Raw genomic sequence first — 15,192 nt, 5'->3', positions numbered from 1 at the left:
ATCACCGGTCTGCTGGACCGCCGCCGTGCGATCCCGCAGAAGTACATCCCGGTCCTGGTGACCGCGGGCCTGTTCGTGGCCATGTTCGTGGCGGGCGGCATCCGCTACCAGAACTTCGCCACCGGGCAGATCATCCTCAACGTCTTCATCGACAACGCGTTCCTGCTGGTCGTCGCGGTCGGCATGACGTTCGTGATCCTCACCGGCGGCATCGACCTGTCGGTCGGCTCGGTGGTCGCGCTGGCCACGATGCTGAGCGCCAGCCTGCTCAAGGACGGCTGGCCGGCGTACGCGGTCATGGTGCTGGTGCTGGTGATCGGCGCGGTGCTGGGCCTGGCGATGGGCGCGATCATCCACTATTTCGAGATCCAGCCGTTCATCGTCACGCTGGCCGGGATGTTCCTCGCCCGCGGCCTGTGCTACACGATCAGCACAGAGTCGATCCCGATCGACAACCCGACGTTCACCGACATCGCCCAGTCGCGGATCAACCTCGGCGGCGACCTGTCGGTCTCCCCGAGCGCGGTGATCGCGGTGGTGGTCGTGCTGATCGGGGCGTACGTGCTGCACTACACGCGGCTCGGCCGCAACGTCTACGCGACCGGCGGCAGCGAGCAGTCGGCCCTGCTCATGGGTCTGCCCGTGGCCCGTACGAAGATCGCGGTCTACACGATCAGCGGGTTCTGCTCGGCGCTCGGCGGCCTGCTGTTCGCCTTCTACTCGTTGTCGGGCTACGGCCTGAGCGCCGTGGGCATGGAGCTGGACGCGATCGCGGCGGTCGTCATCGGCGGCACGCTGCTGACCGGCGGGAGCGGCTTCCTCTTCGGCACCGTGCTCGGTGTGCTCGTGCTGGGACTGATCCAGACGATCATCAGCTTCGAGGGCACGCTCAGCTCCTGGTGGACCAAGATTTTTATCGGTTTGCTGCTCTTTGTCTTTATCCTCCTGCAGCGCGTATTTTCAGGTGGCTCACGCCGCAGAGTTCCCTGATGTGCGGAAAGTCCTATCCTTCAATCGGCCGCACACCGGTGTGCGGCGACCCCCAAGGAGATCTACATGAGGTTGCTACGAATCGGGGGCGTGGTGTCCGCCATCGCGCTCGCCGCGACCATGACCGCCTGCGGCTCCAGCCAGAAGACGGTGGACACGGAGGCGTCCGCGTCCTCCGGGGCCGGCAACGCCGGGGCCCTGATCGGCGTCACCATGCCGACGAAGTCGTCGGAGCGCTGGATCCACGACGGCGACAACGTCAAGCAGCAGCTTGAGGCCCTGGGCTACCAGGTGGACCTCCAGTACGCCGAGAACGACATCCCCACCCAGGTCAACCAGATCGAGAACCAGATCACCAAGGGCGCCAAGCTCCTGATCATCGCCTCGATCGACGGCACCGCGCTCACCTCGCAGCTGCAGGAGGCCGCGGACAACAAGATCCCGGTCATCGCCTACGACCGGCTCATCCGCAACAGCCCGAACGTCGACTACTACGCCACCTTCGACAACTTCAAGGTCGGCGTGCAGCAGGCGAACTCGCTGCTCAAGGGCCTCGGCGTCGACGCCGGCAAGAAGGGCCCGTTCAACGTCGAGCTGTTCGGCGGCTCGCCCGACGACAACAACGCCACCTTCTTCTGGAACGGCGCGATGTCGGTGCTCCAGCCGAAGATCGACGACGGCACGCTGAAGGTCAAGAGCGGCCAGACGGACTTCAAGCAGGCCGCCATCCTGCGGTGGGACCCCGCCACGGCGCAGAAGCGCATGGAGGACATCCTCACCAAGACCTACACCGGCGGCACCAAGGTCGACGGCGTGCTGTCGCCGTACGACGGTCTTTCGATCGGCATCCTGTCGGCGCTCAAGAGCTCCGGCTACGGCACCAGCGGCCAGCCGTACCCGGTCGTGACCGGCCAGGACGCCGAACTCGCCTCGGTCAAGTCGATCATCGCCGGTGAGCAGTACTCCACCATCTTCAAGGACACCCGCAAGCTCGCGGAGCAGACCGTGAAGATGGCCGACGCGGTGCTGAAGGGCCAGCAGCCCGAGGTGAACAACACCACGGACTACAACAACGGCAACAAGGTCGTTCCGTCGTACCTGCTCGACCCGGTGGTCGTCGACAAGGACAACTACAAGGACGTCATCATCGGCAGCGGCTACTACACAGAGGACCAGCTCAAGTAGGGATCGGGGCCCGGGGAGCAGTCCCCGGGCCCTCCCTGAGCGGGGGGCACATGACCGAGCACATCTTGCGGATGAGCGGGATCACCAAGACGTTTCCCGGGGTGAAGGCGCTGCAGGACGTCAATCTGGCGGTGCGGCGGGGAGAGATCCACGCGATCTGCGGCGAGAACGGCGCCGGCAAGTCGACGCTGATGAAGGTGCTGTCCGGGGTCTATCCCCACGGCCAGTACGACGGCGAGATCACCTTCGAGGGCAAGCGTTGCGAGTTCGGCGGCATCCGCGACAGCGAGCACGCCGGAATCGTCATCATCCACCAGGAGCTGGCGCTGTGCCCGCAGTTGTCGATCGCGGAGAACATCTACCTCGGCAACGAGCGGGCCACACGCGGCTTCATCGACTGGAACCGCACCAACTACGAAGCAGGCGAGCTGCTGAAACGGGTCGGCCTGCGGGAGAACCCGACCACGACCGTCTCCGACATCGGCGTGGGCAAGCAGCAGCTCGTGGAGATCGCCAAGGCGCTGTCGAAGGAGGTGAAGCTCCTCATCCTCGACGAGCCGACCGCGGCGCTCAACGACGAGGACTCGGCCCACCTGCTCGACCTGCTGCGCGGGCTCAGGGACGAGGGCATCACCTGCGTGATCATCTCGCACAAGCTCAACGAGGTGATCGCGATCGCCGACTCCGTCACGATCCTCCGGGACGGGCGCACGATCGAGACGCTCGACATGGCCTCGGGCGACGTGACCGAAGACCGCATCATCTCGGGGATGGTCGGCCGCGCCCTCGACAACCGCTTCCCGCCGCGTACGCCGGCGATCGGCGAGGAGGCGTTCCGGATCGAGGACTGGACGGTCTACAGCCCCAGCCAGCCCGGCAGGAAGGTGGTCGACGGGGCCTCGCTCACGCTGCGGCGGGGTGAGATCGTGGGCCTGGCCGGGCTGATGGGCGCCGGCCGCACCGAGCTGGCGATGAGCGTGTTCGGCCGGACGTACGGCGTGCACATCTCCGGCAGGATCTTCAAGGACGGCAGGCCGATCGAGATCCGCACCGTGCAGGACGCGATCAGGCACGGCGTCGCCTACGCCACCGAGGACCGCAAGCGGTACGGCCTCAACCTGATCGAGGACATCAAGCGCAACATCAGCGCGGCGTGGCTGAAGGGCCTGTCGAGGCGGGGCTGGGTCAACGAGTACGAGGAGTACCGCGTCGCCCAGCAGTTCCGCGCGAGCATGAACATCAAGGCGCCGGACGTCGACAGCGTCGTCGGCAAGCTGAGCGGCGGCAACCAGCAGAAGGTCGTGCTCTCCAAGTGGATCCTGACCGAGCCTGACGTGCTGATCCTCGACGAGCCGACCCGGGGCATCGACGTCGGCGCCAAGTACGAGATATACGTGATCATCAACCGTCTGGCGGAGCAGGGCAAGGCCGTGCTGGTGATCTCGTCTGAACTGCCCGAGTTGCTCGGTCTCTGCGACCGCATCTACACGCTCTCGGAGGGGCGCGTCACCGGCGAGGTGCCGCGCGAGGAGGCCACACAGGAACGCCTCATGTATCTCATGACCAAGGGACAGGAGTCGCTCGCATGAGCAGCATCACGCCCGCCGACATCGAGGTCGGCGCCAAGGGCGGCGGGGGAGCGCCGGGGCGGCCGGGCCGGGTGTCGCTCGGCGGGCTGTCGCTCAACCTGCGCTCCAGCGGCATCTACATCGCGTTCGCGCTGATCATCGCGTTGTTCTCGGTGCTGACCGACGGCGCGCTGCTCCAGCCGCAGAACATCTCCAACATCATCGTCCAGAACTCCTACATCCTGATCCTCGCGATCGGGATGATCCTGATCATCATCGCGGGGCACATCGACCTGTCGGTCGGCTCGGTGGTCGCCGTCACCGGCGCGCTGGCCGCCGTGCTCATGGTGAACATGGGCGTGCCCTGGCCGCTGGCCCTGCTGATCACGCTCGTGGCCGGTGCGCTGATCGGGGCCTGGCAGGGGTATTGGATCGCCTACTTCGGCATCCCCGCGTTCATCGTCACGCTGGCCGGCATGCTGCTCTTCCGGGCGCTGACCCTGACCGTGCTGGGCAACCAGGGCATCGGCCCGTTCCCCGACCAGGTCCGGACACTGGCCAACGGTTTCACCGACGGCTGGCTGGGCAACATCGGCCTCGGCCCGCTCGGGGGCGCCGACCTGTTCAGCCTGCTGATCGGCATCGTCGCGATCGCCGGCATGGTCCTCGCGCAGTGGCGCAGCCGCAGCGCGCGCAAGGGGTATGGCCAGACGGTCGACTCCCTGGCGCTGTTCGTGCTGAAGATGGCGGCCGGAGCCGCGCTGATCCTCTTCCTCGTCGTGCAGCTCGCCCGCTTCAAGAACCTGCCGTGGGTGCTCGTGCTGCTGGCGGTGCTCGTGCTGGCGTACTCGCTGATGGCCAACCGCACCGTCTTCGGTCGGCAGATCTACGCGATCGGCGGCAACCTCCAGGCGGCCGTGATGTCCGGCGTCAAGGTCAAGTCGGTCGTCTTCTGGATCTTCGTCAACATGGGGGTGCTGTCCGCGATCGCCGGCGTCATCTTCGCCGGGCGGCTCAACCAGGCGGGTCCCACCGCGGGCAACAGCTTCGAGCTGGACGCGATCGCCGCGGCCTTCATCGGCGGCGCGGCCGTCCAGGGCGGCGTGGGCAAGGTCGTCGGCGCGATCACCGGCGGTCTGATCATGGCGGTGATCAACAACGGCATGTCGCTGATCGGCTCGCCCAGTGAGCGGGTGATGCTCGTCAAGGGTGCCGTGCTGCTCGCCGCGGTGGCGTTCGACGTGTGGACCAAGCGCAGGGCAGGCACCGCACGCTGATGGCCTCAGACATCGACAGGAACCCGGGCCGCCGGCCGCACCGCCGGTCGGCGGCCCCGTCCCGGTCGGCACGACAGCTTGTGGAGGTTGAGTGTGAGCGTTAACAATGACCGCTATGTGGTCGGTGTGGACTACGGCACGTTGTCCGGCCGCGCCGTGGTGGTGCGGGTGAGCGACGGCGCGGAGCTCGGGAGCGCCGTGCACGAGTACGCCCACCGCGTGATCGAGGACGCGCTGCCCGGCTCCGGGGTCCGCCTCGCGCCCGACTGGGCACTGCAGTCGCCGGCCGACTGGATCGACGTGCTGCGCAACGCCGTGCCGAAGGCCCTGGCCGACGCGCAGGTCTCCGCCGAGCAGGTCGTCGGCATCGGCACGGACTTCACGGCCTGCACGATCCTGCCCGCCACGGCCGACGGCCGTCCGCTGTGCGAGGAGTTCCCCGAGCGGCCGCACGCCTGGCCGAAGCTCTGGAAGCACCACGCGGCCCAGCCGCACGCCGACCGCATCAACGCGCTGGCCGCCGAGCGCGGCGAGGCGTGGCTGCCGAGATACGGCGGCAAGATCTCCTCCGAGTGGGCCTTCGCCAAGGGCCTGCAGCTGCTGGAGGAGGACCCGGAGATGTACGACCGGGCCGACCGCTGGATCGAGGCCGCCGACTGGATCATCTGGCAGCTCACCGGCGTGGAGACCCGCAACGTCTGCACCGCCGGATACAAGGCCGTCTTCCAGGACGGCGCCTACCCGTCCGAGGACTTCCTGGCCGCGCTGAACCCCGCCTTCTCCGGGTTCACCCGGAAGCTCGGCCAGGAGCTCGCGCCGCTCGGCGGGCTCGCCGGTCGCCTGACCGCGCGGGCCGCCGAGTGGACGGGACTGCCCGAGGGCATCGCGGTCGCGGTCGGCAACGTCGACGCCCACGTCACCGCCGCCGCGGCCGACGCCGTGCGGCCGGGCCAGATGGTGGCCATCATGGGCACCTCCACCTGCCACGTCATGTGCTCCGACCAGCTCGCCGAGGTCCCCGGCATGTGCGGCGTGGTGCGCGACGGCATCGTCCCCGGGCTGTGGGGCTACGAGGCCGGGCAGTCCGCCGTCGGTGACATCTTCGGCTGGTTCGTGGACAACTGCGTGCCCGCCGCGTACGCCGAGCGGGCGGCGGAGGCGGGCGTCGGCCTGCACGAGTACCTGACCTCGCTCGCCGCCGAGCAGCGCGTGGGGCAGCACGGGCTGGTCGCGCTCGACTGGCACGGCGGCAACCGCTCGGTCCTGGTCGACCACACCCTGTCCGGCGTGATCGTCGGGCAGACGCTCGCCACCCGGCCCGAGGACGTCTACCGCGCGCTCATCGAGGCCACCGCGTTCGGCGCCCGCACGATCGTGGAGACGTTCGAGGCGGCCGGGGTGCCGGTCGAGGAGTTCGTGGTCGCCGGCGGCCTGCTCAAGAACCGCTTCCTCATGCAGACGTACGCCGACGTGCTGCGCCGCCCGCTGTCGGTGATCGGCTCCGACCAGGGGCCGGCCCTCGGCTCGGCCATCCACGCCGCCGTCGCGGCGGGCGCCTACCCCGACATCACGGCCGCCGCGGCGGCGATGGGCAAGCGCGAGGCGGCGGCGTACGTGCCCGACGCCGGGCGGGCCGACGCCTACGACCTGCTGTACGCCGAATATCGCAGGTTGCACGACCACTTCGCGGACGGCGAGATGCTCCACCGGCTCCGCGCGATCAGGAACGAGGCCAGCGCATGATCGATGAACTTCGCAGGGAAGTCTGCCGGCTCCACGCCGAACTGGTGCGATACAACCTCGTCGCCTGGACGGCCGGCAACGTGTCGGGCCGGGTGCCGGGCGAGGACCTGTTCGTCATCAAGCCCAGCGGGGTGTCGTACGACGACCTGACCCCCGAGTCGATCGTGGTCTGCGACCTCGACGGCAACCTCGTCGAGGGCGACCTGGCGCCGTCCAGCGACACGGCCGCGCACGCGTACGTCTACCGGCACATGCCGGAGGTCAACGGGGTCGTGCACACCCACTCCACGTACGCCTCGGCATGGGCGGCCCGTGGTGAGGCGATCCCGTGCGTGCTCACCGCGATGGCCGACGAGTTCGGCGGCGAGATCCCCGTCGGGCCGTTCGCGCTCATCGGCAACGACGACATCGGCAAGGGGATCGTCGCGACCCTGACCGGGCACCGTTCCCCCGCCGTGCTGATGCAGAACCACGGCGTGTTCACCATCGGCGGCTCGCCGAAGGCGGCCGTCAAGGCCGCCGTGATGTGCGAGGACGTCGCCCGCACCGTGCACATCTCCCGGCAGCTCGGCGAACCCCTGCCGATCGCCCAGGGTGACATCGACCGCTTGTACGACCGCTATCAGAACGTCTATGGACAGAGGAGTCACCTGTGAAGCTTTGGTTCCTGACCGGTAGCCAGGGCCTGTACGGCGAGGACACGCTTCGGCAGGTGGCCGAGCAGTCCCAGCGCATCGCCGAGCAGCTGGGCGAGGCCCTGGGGGAGTCGGCGCCGTTCGAGATCGAGTGGCGGCCGGTGCTCACCGACGCGGCGGCCATCCGCCGCGTCTGCCTTGAGGCCAACAGTGACGACGACTGCATCGGCCTGATCGCGTGGATGCACACGTTCTCCCCGGCCAAGATGTGGATCGCCGGGCTGGACGCGTTGCGCAAGCCGCTGCTGCACCTGCACACGCAGGCCAACGTGGAGCTGCCGTGGAGCTCCATCGACATGGACTTCATGAACCTCAACCAGGCCGCCCACGGCGACCGCGAGTTCGGCTACATCCAGACGCGCCTCGGCGTGCCGCGCAAGACCGTCGCGGGTCACGTGAGCGACCCCGCGGTGACGGCGCGCATCGCCACCTGGGCCCGCGCCGCGGCGGGCCGGGCCGAGATCGGCTCGCTGCGCCTGGCCCGCTTCGGCGACAACATGCGCGACGTCGCCGTGACCGAGGGCGACAAGGTCGAGGCGCAGCTCCGGTTCGGCGTGTCGGTGAACACCTACGGCGTCAACGAGCTGGTCGAGGCCGTGGACGCCGCCGCGGACGCCGACGTGTCGGCCCTGGTCAAGGAGTACGACGACCTCTACCGGCTGGCCCCCGAGCTGCGCGCGGGCGGGGACCGGCACGAGTCGCTGCGTTACGCGGCCCGCATCGAGCTGGGCCTGCGGCACTTCCTGGAGGGCGGGGGCTTCAAGGCGTTCACCACGAACTTCGAGGACCTGGGCGGGCTGCGCCAGCTTCCCGGCCTGGCCGTGCAGCGGCTCATGGCCGAGGGCTACGGCTTCGGCGGCGAGGGCGACTGGAAGACCTCCGTGCTGCTGCGCACGCTCAAGGTCATGTCGGCGGGCCTGCCCGGCGGCACCTCGTTCATGGAGGACTACACCTATCACCTCACCCCGGGCGAGGAGCTCATCCTCGGCGCGCACATGCTGGAAGTCTGCCCGACGATCGCGTCGGACACCCCGTCGTGCGAGATCCACCCGCTGAGCATCGGCGGACGGGAGGACCCGGTGCGGCTGGTGTTCGACGCCGCCCCCGGCCCCGCCGTGGTGGTCGGCCTGTCCGACATGGGCGAGCGGTTCCGGCTGGTGGCCAACGAGATCGACGTGGTCGCCCCGCCCGAGCCGCTGCCCGCCCTGCCGGTCGCCCGCGCCGTGTGGCGGCCCCGGCCCGACCTGCGCACCTCCGCCGAGTCGTGGATCACGGCGGGCGCCCCGCACCACACGGTGCTCTCCTCGGCCGTCGGGTCGGAGGAGCTGACCGACTTCGCCGACATGCTCGGCGTCGAGCTGCTCGTCATCGACGAGGCGACCACCCCGCGCCAGTTCGCCAAGGAACTGCGGTGGAACCAGGCCTACTATCGGCTCGCGCAAGGGTTCTGAAGCTCAAGGTCATGATGTCTCGCGGGCCCTTCCCCTCCTGGGGAAGGGCCCGTTCGCGTTCCGTCAGGCCGCACGCCGGGACAGGGGCCGCGCGGCGAGCGCGGCCTCGGCCGCCGCGAGCGCGCTGTTGATCGAGACCTCGCCGAGCAGGCCGGGCGCCGCGACCTGGTCGCCGGCCAGCCACACGCCGTCGCCGCGCCGCACCGCAGGCCGGTCGCGCCACGTCGCGCCGGGCAGGTCGAGCGCGCCGGTGCGCCCGGCGGCCACGGCGTCGCGGCGCCAGGTCGTCCGCTCGTGCCAGCCCGGCAGGGCCAGGTCGGCGATCCGCTCCAGCCGCGCGATCGCCGCGGCCCTCGACTCGCCGGGACGCATCGGCATCTCCATCTGGACGAGGCTCTCGCCCTCGGGCGCCAGCGACGGGTCGGGCAGCGTGTAGCGCTCCAGGAAGCCGCCCTCGTCCAGGTCGCTGACGAGGAACAGGTCGCGCCGGTCGGCCCGCACCGCGAGGTCGAGCAGCACCGCCCGGCCGCTCTCCCAGCGCAGCGAGTCGTCGCCCAGCAGGCCGCGGGCGGCGTCGAGGGAGGTGGCCACGATCACCCGCCCCTCCGGCAGCCGGTCGAGCCGCGACCCGGTCTCGATGCGTACGCCGAGGTCGCGCGCCCGCGCCGCCATCCGGTCGATCACCCGTCCCCAGCCGCCGATCACGTAGCGCACGGCCGGGTAGCGCGGGCCGAACGCCCGCCGGAACCGCTCCCAGGCGAAGGCCGCCGACAGCCGGCCGGGGTCCGACTCGTAGGTGACGATGCCCAGCATGCCGGCGGCGGCCCGTGCGGCCTCGGCGCCGAAGCGCCGGGTGGCCCAGGAGCCGAAGTCCTCGTCCACCGGCGCCTCGGCCCGGCCGGCCATCATCCGCAGCACCCCCGCCGGGGGCCGTACGGTCAGCCTCCCGTCGCGGCGGAACCGCGCCCTGGCCAGGTGCCCCGGCCGCACTGCCGCGTACGGCCGGACCAGCCCCCGCTCGTCCAGCCACCGCCAGGGCCGGCCGTCGGCGTAGAAGGCGTGGGTGCCGTCGTTGGCGACGTACGGCGCGGCGGTGGAGCGGGCGCGCCCGCCGAGGGTGTGATGTGCCTCGTGCAGGACGACGGTCGCGCCGCCCTCCGCGCAGGCGATGGCGGCGGTCAGGCCGGCGAGCCCGCCGCCCACAATGGTGATGTTTTCTGTCATGCACTCCCGGACGCATCCGGAGCCCCGATCCGTGACATCTTGTCGGGGTTGGCGATGAGGTAGACCGTGTCCACCAGTCCGTCGTTGATCACCAGCGAGATGACCGTGACGGGACGGCCGTCCAGCCAGGCGACGATCGCGGGCCCGCCGTTGACCTCGGCGATCCCCACCTCCATCCGTTCGCCGGGGCTGGCGCCGATGGAGGCCAGGAAGCGCTTGCGGCCCTCCGCGCTCGCGATCGCGAGGAGGAAGCGGGCGACCCGCATGGCGCCGGTCACCTCCCGCAGGGGCGCCCGCGCCTTGCCGCCGCCGTCGCCCACCATGCGCACGTCCGCGGCGAGCAGCGCCGTCAGGCCCTCGATGTCCCCTTCCGTGCAGGCCGCGATGAAGCGCTCGGTGATCGTGCGCCGTTCCCGCCGGTCCACGTCGAAGCGCGGCCTGCGCTCGCGCACGTGGTCGCGGGCGCGCCTGGCCAGTTGCCGTACGGCGGGCTCGCCCCGGCCGAGGATCTCGGCGATCTCGCCATGGGAGAAGCCGAACGCCTCCCGCAGGACGAACACGGCCCGTTCCAGCGGGGACAGCGTCTCCAGCACGACGAGGAGGGCCAGCTCGATGCTGTCGGCGTGTTCCGCGGCGTCCCCGGAGTCCGGCGCGCCGATGATCGGCTCGGGCAGCCAGGGCCCGACGTACGCCTCCCGCCTGGCCCGCACCCGGCGCAGCCGGTCGATGGCGAGGTTGGTGGTGACGCGCACGAGGTAGGCCTTCGGGTCGGCCACCGACGCGGCGTCCACCTCCGCCCAGCGCAGCCACGCCTCCTGGACCACGTCCTCGGCGTCCGCGGCGCTGCCGAGGATGCGGTAGGCCACGCCCGCGAGCAGGCTCCGGTGCGCGGTGAAGACTTCGATGGTCATGACATGCCAGACGTATCATGCCCGCCGTTATGTGACATCGGCTCGTCCGATTACCGCAGCCGCGCGGACTCCTATACACTGGCTCCGTCGCAAGGGGCTATAGCGCAGCTGGTAGCGCACTTCCATGGCATGGAAGGGGTCTGGGGTTCGAGTCCCCATAGCTCCACAACACCTCAAGGGCGGTCGATCGACCGCCCTTTTTGTCGTCCCCGAGGCCTCAAGCACCCGGAAGCTCCACTTAGATGGGTGATGACTTGCATCTATGCGTAGTGAAGCGCCGCCGTTGTTGCCGATCTTCCGTTCCCGGCACCAGGCGGAGCTGCTCGCACTGCTGTACCTCCAGCCGGAGCGGGAGTTCTCTCTGACCGAACTCGCGGGTCGCCTGTGGAGGCAGGGCTCCTCCTCGATCGCCGAGTGGGCAGAGCGCATCTGCTTCGCGCCAAGGCGCACGGCCGATATGCCAAGCCGCTCACCGAACTGCTGACCTTGTCGTTCGGGCCGCACGCGTTCATAGAGCAGGAGTTCGCCGATGTCCCGGGGGTCGAAGCGCTGGCGATCTTCGGGTCCTGGGCGCGTCGGCCGTGCTGGCTCACCAGGGCTGCGGCCTACCTCTTCGGGCGGGCACTACGTGATCGAAGAGGTGCTCAGAGCCCAGTTCGGTAACACCTTCAGGGACTTTGGCGCGCTACGCCGTCGCCGCAACGAGATCGACTAGCGGAAAGCCTGATCGAGACGGCGGGAAAGCCGCTGCCCAATCTTTCTCTTTTCTGACGCCTTCGCTGATCAGGGGACGCCGAGGAGGCGGAGGATCGCGGTGGTGGCGGCGGCGAGGACGACGATCAGGGGGAACGGCGCCTTCCGCAGCGTGAGGATCCCGGCGACGAGCACCCCGGCGGGCCTGGCCCATCCGGCGAAGCCTTGCCCCTCGGTGAGGGCCGAGGTCGCCACCAAGGCGATGAGCAGCACGGTCGCGGCGACGGACAGCAGGTGACGCAGGCGGCCGGGCAAACGCAGCCGGTGCCGCAGCACCGGCCCGGCCAGGCGGAACGCGTAGGTGCCGGCGGCCAGCGCGAGGACGGCGATCAGGGGCATGGGACCTCCGCACCGGAAGGGGTCCGTACGGCGAGCACGAGACCGGTCAGGGCGAGCAGCACCGGCAGGCCCGCGGGCAGGAACGGCGTGGCCGCCACCGCGACCACCCCACCCAGAAGGCAGGCTCGCCGCAGGGTGGCGGTCCGGGCGTTCCGTTCCGTCAGGGAGGGCAGCACGAGGGCGAGCAACACGGCGGGGAAGGCCGCGTCCAGCCCCAGGGCGCCGGTGTCGCCGATGCCGCGCCCGGCCAGCGCGCCGAGCACGACGGCCGCGTTCCAGCTCACGAACAGACCGAGCCCGCAGGCCCAGAACGCCGCGTGACGCCGCCGGGGATCGCCGTCGCGCAGCACGAAGGCCACCGCTTCGTCCGTCATGAGGTGCGCGCCGGTGAGCCGGGTCCACCACCGGCCGCCGAGGACGTCGCCGATCGCGAAGCCGAACGGCAGCAGGCGCGCGTTCAGCACCAGACCGGCCGCGACGGCGGCGATCGGGGCGCCGCCGGACAGCACCACGCCGACCGCGGCGAACTGCGCCCCTCCGGCGAACACCAGCAGGGACATGACGACCGGCACCCACGCGGGCAGGCCGCCGGACACGCTGATCGCGCCGAACGCGGCGCCCACCATGGCGTCGGCGAGGCACACCAGGGCGATGTCGCGGAGCGTGCCGCGATCAAGTGTTCGCCAGAGCGAATGCATGTCCAGTAGAGTGAACAACGATGATGGTGTTCGTCAAGTCGAACAAGTGGAAGTGTGGAGCGAACACATGGGGGAGAGGCCGCCCTTCGACCTGATCACGCTCATCGCCGGGTCGATCCGCAAGGAGCGTGAGCGGGCCGGCCTGTCGCTGACCGAGCTGGCCAAGCGCGCGGGCATCGCCAAGTCCACGCTCTCCCAGCTTGAGTCGGGCGTCGGCAACCCGAGCGTGGAGACGCTGTGGGCGCTCGGGGTCGCCCTCGGCGTGCCGTTCAGCCGCCTCGTGGACCCGCCCCGGCCGGCCGTACGGGTGATCCGGGCGGGGGAGGGGCCCGCGACCTACTCCGAGCAGGCCAGTTATGCGGCCACCCTGCTGGCGTCGTGCCCGCCCAACGCGCGGCGCGACCTCTACCGGATCTCGGCCCAGCCGGGCCCGCCGCGCACCTCGGACCCGCACATGGCCGGCACCGTCGAGCACCTGCTCATCGGCACCGGACGCGCCCTGGCCGGGCCCGCGGAGGAACCGGTGGAGCTCGGGCCGGGCGACTACATCGCCTATCCCGGCGACGCCCCCCACATCTTCGAGGCACTCGAACCCGACACCACCGCGGTCATCGTCATGGAGCACGTCTAGGCGGCCTGCGGCTCGCCACTGCGGACGACGGCCGCCCAGACGGCGACGCCCGCCACGGTCGCGGTGGCGCACGCTGCGAGCGCGAGGGGTGGCGCCGGCGGGGCGATCGCCCCGAGAGCGGCGAGGACGAGCACCCCCGCGAGATGCGACCGTGGGACACGCCCCACACGCCCGCCTGAACAGCGCGTGCCCGATGAGGAAGAGCGCGGGGCCGCCCAGGATGGCGGTCGCCGTTCCGGGCGCCATGTGGCCGCCCGGGTGGTGGATCACGAGTTCGTCGGCCACGGCCGACACGACGATGCCCGCGACCATCGGCAGGTGAAGGAAGGTGTAGGCGGACCGGGCGAGCCGCCCCGGGTCGTCCGATGCGGCGATGACCCGGCTGCCCGCCTCGGCGCTGCTGCCGAAGTAGGTCCACCACGGGCCGACGCTCGCGCCGAACGCGGTGAGCAGGGCAGTGCCGCCCTCGGGCGACGGGTGCGCGGCGAAGGTCGCCCCGGTGACCAGGATCGACTCCCGGCAGCGTCACCGTGCTGTGGCGCGACCGGCCCACGTGGCCCGAGGAAGCCCGAGGCGGTCCTCGCCGGGAAGCGGGCTCAGGTGAGCGTACGCCGGATGTCCGAAACCCGCTGGCGGCCGGGGCCGCTCGACTCGGTCATCGGCGGGCGTACAGCGCACAGCCAGACCGGCCCCTCGTCAGCCGTTCGACGACGCCCGCGAGCGCCGGCTCGTCGATCCGGCCGCCGTCGTCGTACGGGGTGACCGTGACGGCGGCCATGCCGTGCCTCGCGGACCTCGCCGATCACGCGAACCCTCCCTGGTCTGACATCTGGCATATCGGCATGCCGAGCGGAGTTGACAACGATCTTTGACACATTTGATGGCCGAAATGCCTTTTTGGCCGTGCAATGTCTTGACTTGTCAGGGTGTGGTCCCCTATCTAGAAGAAGGCAAAAGACGGCTGATCAATACGGCGGCGACGATGACAATCGAATCAGGACCGGACAATCCGCGTCAGGAGTACCGCGCCATCCAAGCTGAGGCGTTCAATCGCATCGGCGGCCGGTACGACGAGGCCTTCCCGCACAAGGAAGGCCAGGTGGCCGCCGGTGAATGGATGATCAAGCAGCTCAAGCCGGGATCGCGCGTCCTCGACGTCGGCTGCGGCACCGGGTCGCCCACGGCGCAGCAGTTCGCCGAGGCGGGCTGCGAGGTCACCGGCATCGACATCTCCCCGGTCATGCTCGATCTGGCGCGCAAGAACGTGCCGACCGGGACGTTCCTCGAACGCGACGTGCTCGACCTCGACGACTCGCTCGGCGTGTTCGACGCCGCGACGGCGTTCTTCAGCCTGCTCATGCTGCCCCGGGCCGAAATCGAGCAGGCGCTCCGCGCGATCCACGGTGTGCTCGCCCCCGGCGGCCTGTTCTCGCTGAGCATGGTGGAAATCGACCTCGACGACGTTCCTTTCCAGTTTCTCGGCGCTCCGGTGCGGGTGACCGGATATCTGCGCGACGAGTTGCGCGAGGTCGTCGAAGCCGCCGGTTTCAGCGTGCTGTCGGAGAATCACATTTCGTATGCTCCCGCGACCACACAGGCGCCGCCGGAAATCCAGCTCTTCGTCAACTGCCGGCGTGACCAATTCTGAGCGGCCACACCCGTGTCGGGAGGCGGGGAGCCGTTCGCCGTACTGAGTCACGTCAGCGGTGTCGTCCGGGCCATGGGCG

General features: G+C 70.1%; 15 protein-coding genes, 1 tRNA gene and 1 pseudogene. 10 read left to right on the top strand and 7 right to left on the bottom strand.

The window, feature by feature from the left end; genetic code table 11:
* The 7 genes from yjfF to araA all read left to right on the top strand — a co-directional run bounded on the left by yjfF (position 1) and on the right by araA (position 8,909).
* The gene (yjfF, locus tag OHB01_RS39590; protein ID WP_142645878.1) at positions 1–990 is read left to right on the top strand and encodes a galactofuranose ABC transporter, permease protein YjfF; all 990 of its coding nucleotides are present in this window, start codon (positions 1–3) and stop codon (positions 988–990) included.
* 66 nt (positions 991–1,056) lie between these two features.
* Positions 1,057–2,175, top strand: a complete 1,119-nt coding sequence (chvE, locus tag OHB01_RS39585; RefSeq protein WP_142645820.1) for a multiple monosaccharide ABC transporter substrate-binding protein — start codon at positions 1,057–1,059, stop codon at positions 2,173–2,175.
* A gap of 50 nt (positions 2,176–2,225) precedes the next feature.
* Entirely contained in the window at positions 2,226–3,764 is a 1,539-nt protein-coding gene (gene mmsA / locus OHB01_RS39580) for a multiple monosaccharide ABC transporter ATP-binding protein (RefSeq protein WP_142645819.1), read from the top strand.
* On the top strand, positions 3,761–5,020 hold the full coding sequence (gene mmsB, locus OHB01_RS39575; protein WP_185948924.1) for a multiple monosaccharide ABC transporter permease: 1,260 nt from the start codon (positions 3,761–3,763) through the stop codon (positions 5,018–5,020). The genes mmsA and mmsB overlap by 4 nt, the downstream gene beginning before the upstream one ends.
* A gap of 93 nt (positions 5,021–5,113) precedes the next feature.
* Positions 5,114–6,763: a ribulokinase gene (gene araB, locus OHB01_RS39570; protein ID WP_142645818.1), complete on the top strand. Its 1,650-nt coding sequence runs from the start codon at positions 5,114–5,116 to the stop codon at positions 6,761–6,763.
* Positions 6,760–7,419 (top strand): L-ribulose-5-phosphate 4-epimerase, encoded by a 660-nt coding sequence (locus tag OHB01_RS39565; RefSeq protein WP_142645817.1) that lies wholly within the window; start codon positions 6,760–6,762, stop codon positions 7,417–7,419. The genes araB and OHB01_RS39565 overlap by 4 nt, the downstream gene beginning before the upstream one ends.
* Positions 7,416–8,909, top strand: a complete 1,494-nt coding sequence (gene araA / locus OHB01_RS39560) for an L-arabinose isomerase (RefSeq protein ID WP_142645816.1) — start codon at positions 7,416–7,418, stop codon at positions 8,907–8,909. Before OHB01_RS39565 ends, araA begins: the two co-directional genes overlap by 4 nt.
* 63 nt (positions 8,910–8,972) lie before the next feature.
* Here araA and OHB01_RS39555 read toward each other — a convergent pair whose 3' ends face one another.
* Both OHB01_RS39555 and OHB01_RS39550 read right to left on the bottom strand, forming a co-directional pair.
* On the bottom strand, positions 8,973–10,133 hold the full coding sequence (locus OHB01_RS39555) for an NAD(P)-binding protein (protein WP_142645815.1): 1,161 nt from the start codon (positions 10,131–10,133) through the stop codon (positions 8,973–8,975).
* A complete protein-coding gene (locus OHB01_RS39550) occupies positions 10,130–11,044 on the bottom strand; it encodes an RNA polymerase sigma-70 factor (RefSeq protein WP_142645814.1) in 915 nt (304 codons plus the stop codon). Before OHB01_RS39550 ends, OHB01_RS39555 begins: the two co-directional genes overlap by 4 nt.
* 93 nt (positions 11,045–11,137) lie before the next feature.
* Here OHB01_RS39550 and OHB01_RS39545 point away from each other — a divergent pair.
* A tRNA-Ala gene (locus tag OHB01_RS39545) sits at positions 11,138–11,210 on the top strand.
* A 617-nt stretch (positions 11,211–11,827) separates the two neighbouring features.
* On the opposite strand, the gene OHB01_RS39540 is transcribed toward OHB01_RS39545, so the two are convergent.
* The gene (locus OHB01_RS39540; RefSeq protein ID WP_142645813.1) at positions 11,828–12,136 is read right to left on the bottom strand and encodes an AzlD domain-containing protein; all 309 of its coding nucleotides are present in this window, start codon (positions 12,134–12,136) and stop codon (positions 11,828–11,830) included.
* Positions 12,127–12,834, bottom strand: a complete 708-nt coding sequence (locus tag OHB01_RS39535) for an AzlC family ABC transporter permease (RefSeq protein WP_147944819.1) — start codon at positions 12,832–12,834, stop codon at positions 12,127–12,129. The genes OHB01_RS39540 and OHB01_RS39535 overlap by 10 nt, the downstream gene beginning before the upstream one ends.
* A 67-nt stretch (positions 12,835–12,901) precedes the next feature.
* Here OHB01_RS39535 and OHB01_RS39530 point away from each other — a divergent pair, with 67 nt between their 5' ends.
* Positions 12,902–13,465: an XRE family transcriptional regulator gene (locus OHB01_RS39530; protein ID WP_328854747.1), complete on the top strand. Its 564-nt coding sequence runs from the start codon at positions 12,902–12,904 to the stop codon at positions 13,463–13,465.
* On the opposite strand, the gene OHB01_RS39525 is transcribed toward OHB01_RS39530, so the two are convergent.
* From OHB01_RS39525 to OHB01_RS39520, 3 genes and pseudogenes are all read right to left on the bottom strand, one after another.
* Entirely contained in the window at positions 13,462–13,632 is a 171-nt protein-coding gene (locus OHB01_RS39525; RefSeq protein ID WP_168065686.1) for a hypothetical protein, read from the bottom strand. The genes OHB01_RS39530 and OHB01_RS39525 overlap by 4 nt on opposite strands.
* Before the next feature lie 46 nt (positions 13,633–13,678).
* Positions 13,679–13,972: pseudogene (locus OHB01_RS40075) on the bottom strand (low temperature requirement protein A); the annotation flags it as partial.
* 148 nt (positions 13,973–14,120) lie between these two features.
* On the bottom strand, positions 14,121–14,243 hold the full coding sequence (locus OHB01_RS39520) for a hypothetical protein (protein ID WP_260617129.1): 123 nt from the start codon (positions 14,241–14,243) through the stop codon (positions 14,121–14,123).
* A 150-nt stretch (positions 14,244–14,393) separates the two neighbouring features.
* Between OHB01_RS39520 and OHB01_RS39515 the strand changes: the two genes are divergently transcribed.
* Positions 14,394–15,113, top strand: coding sequence for a class I SAM-dependent DNA methyltransferase (locus OHB01_RS39515; RefSeq protein WP_205829875.1), 720 nt, complete (start codon positions 14,394–14,396; stop codon positions 15,111–15,113).
* Positions 15,114–15,192 lie beyond the last annotated feature (79 nt).

This window comes from Microbispora hainanensis, assembly GCF_036186745.1.
GTDB lineage: Bacteria > Actinomycetota > Actinomycetes > Streptosporangiales > Streptosporangiaceae > Microbispora.
This window is presented reverse-complemented; position numbering and strand designations above follow the sequence as displayed.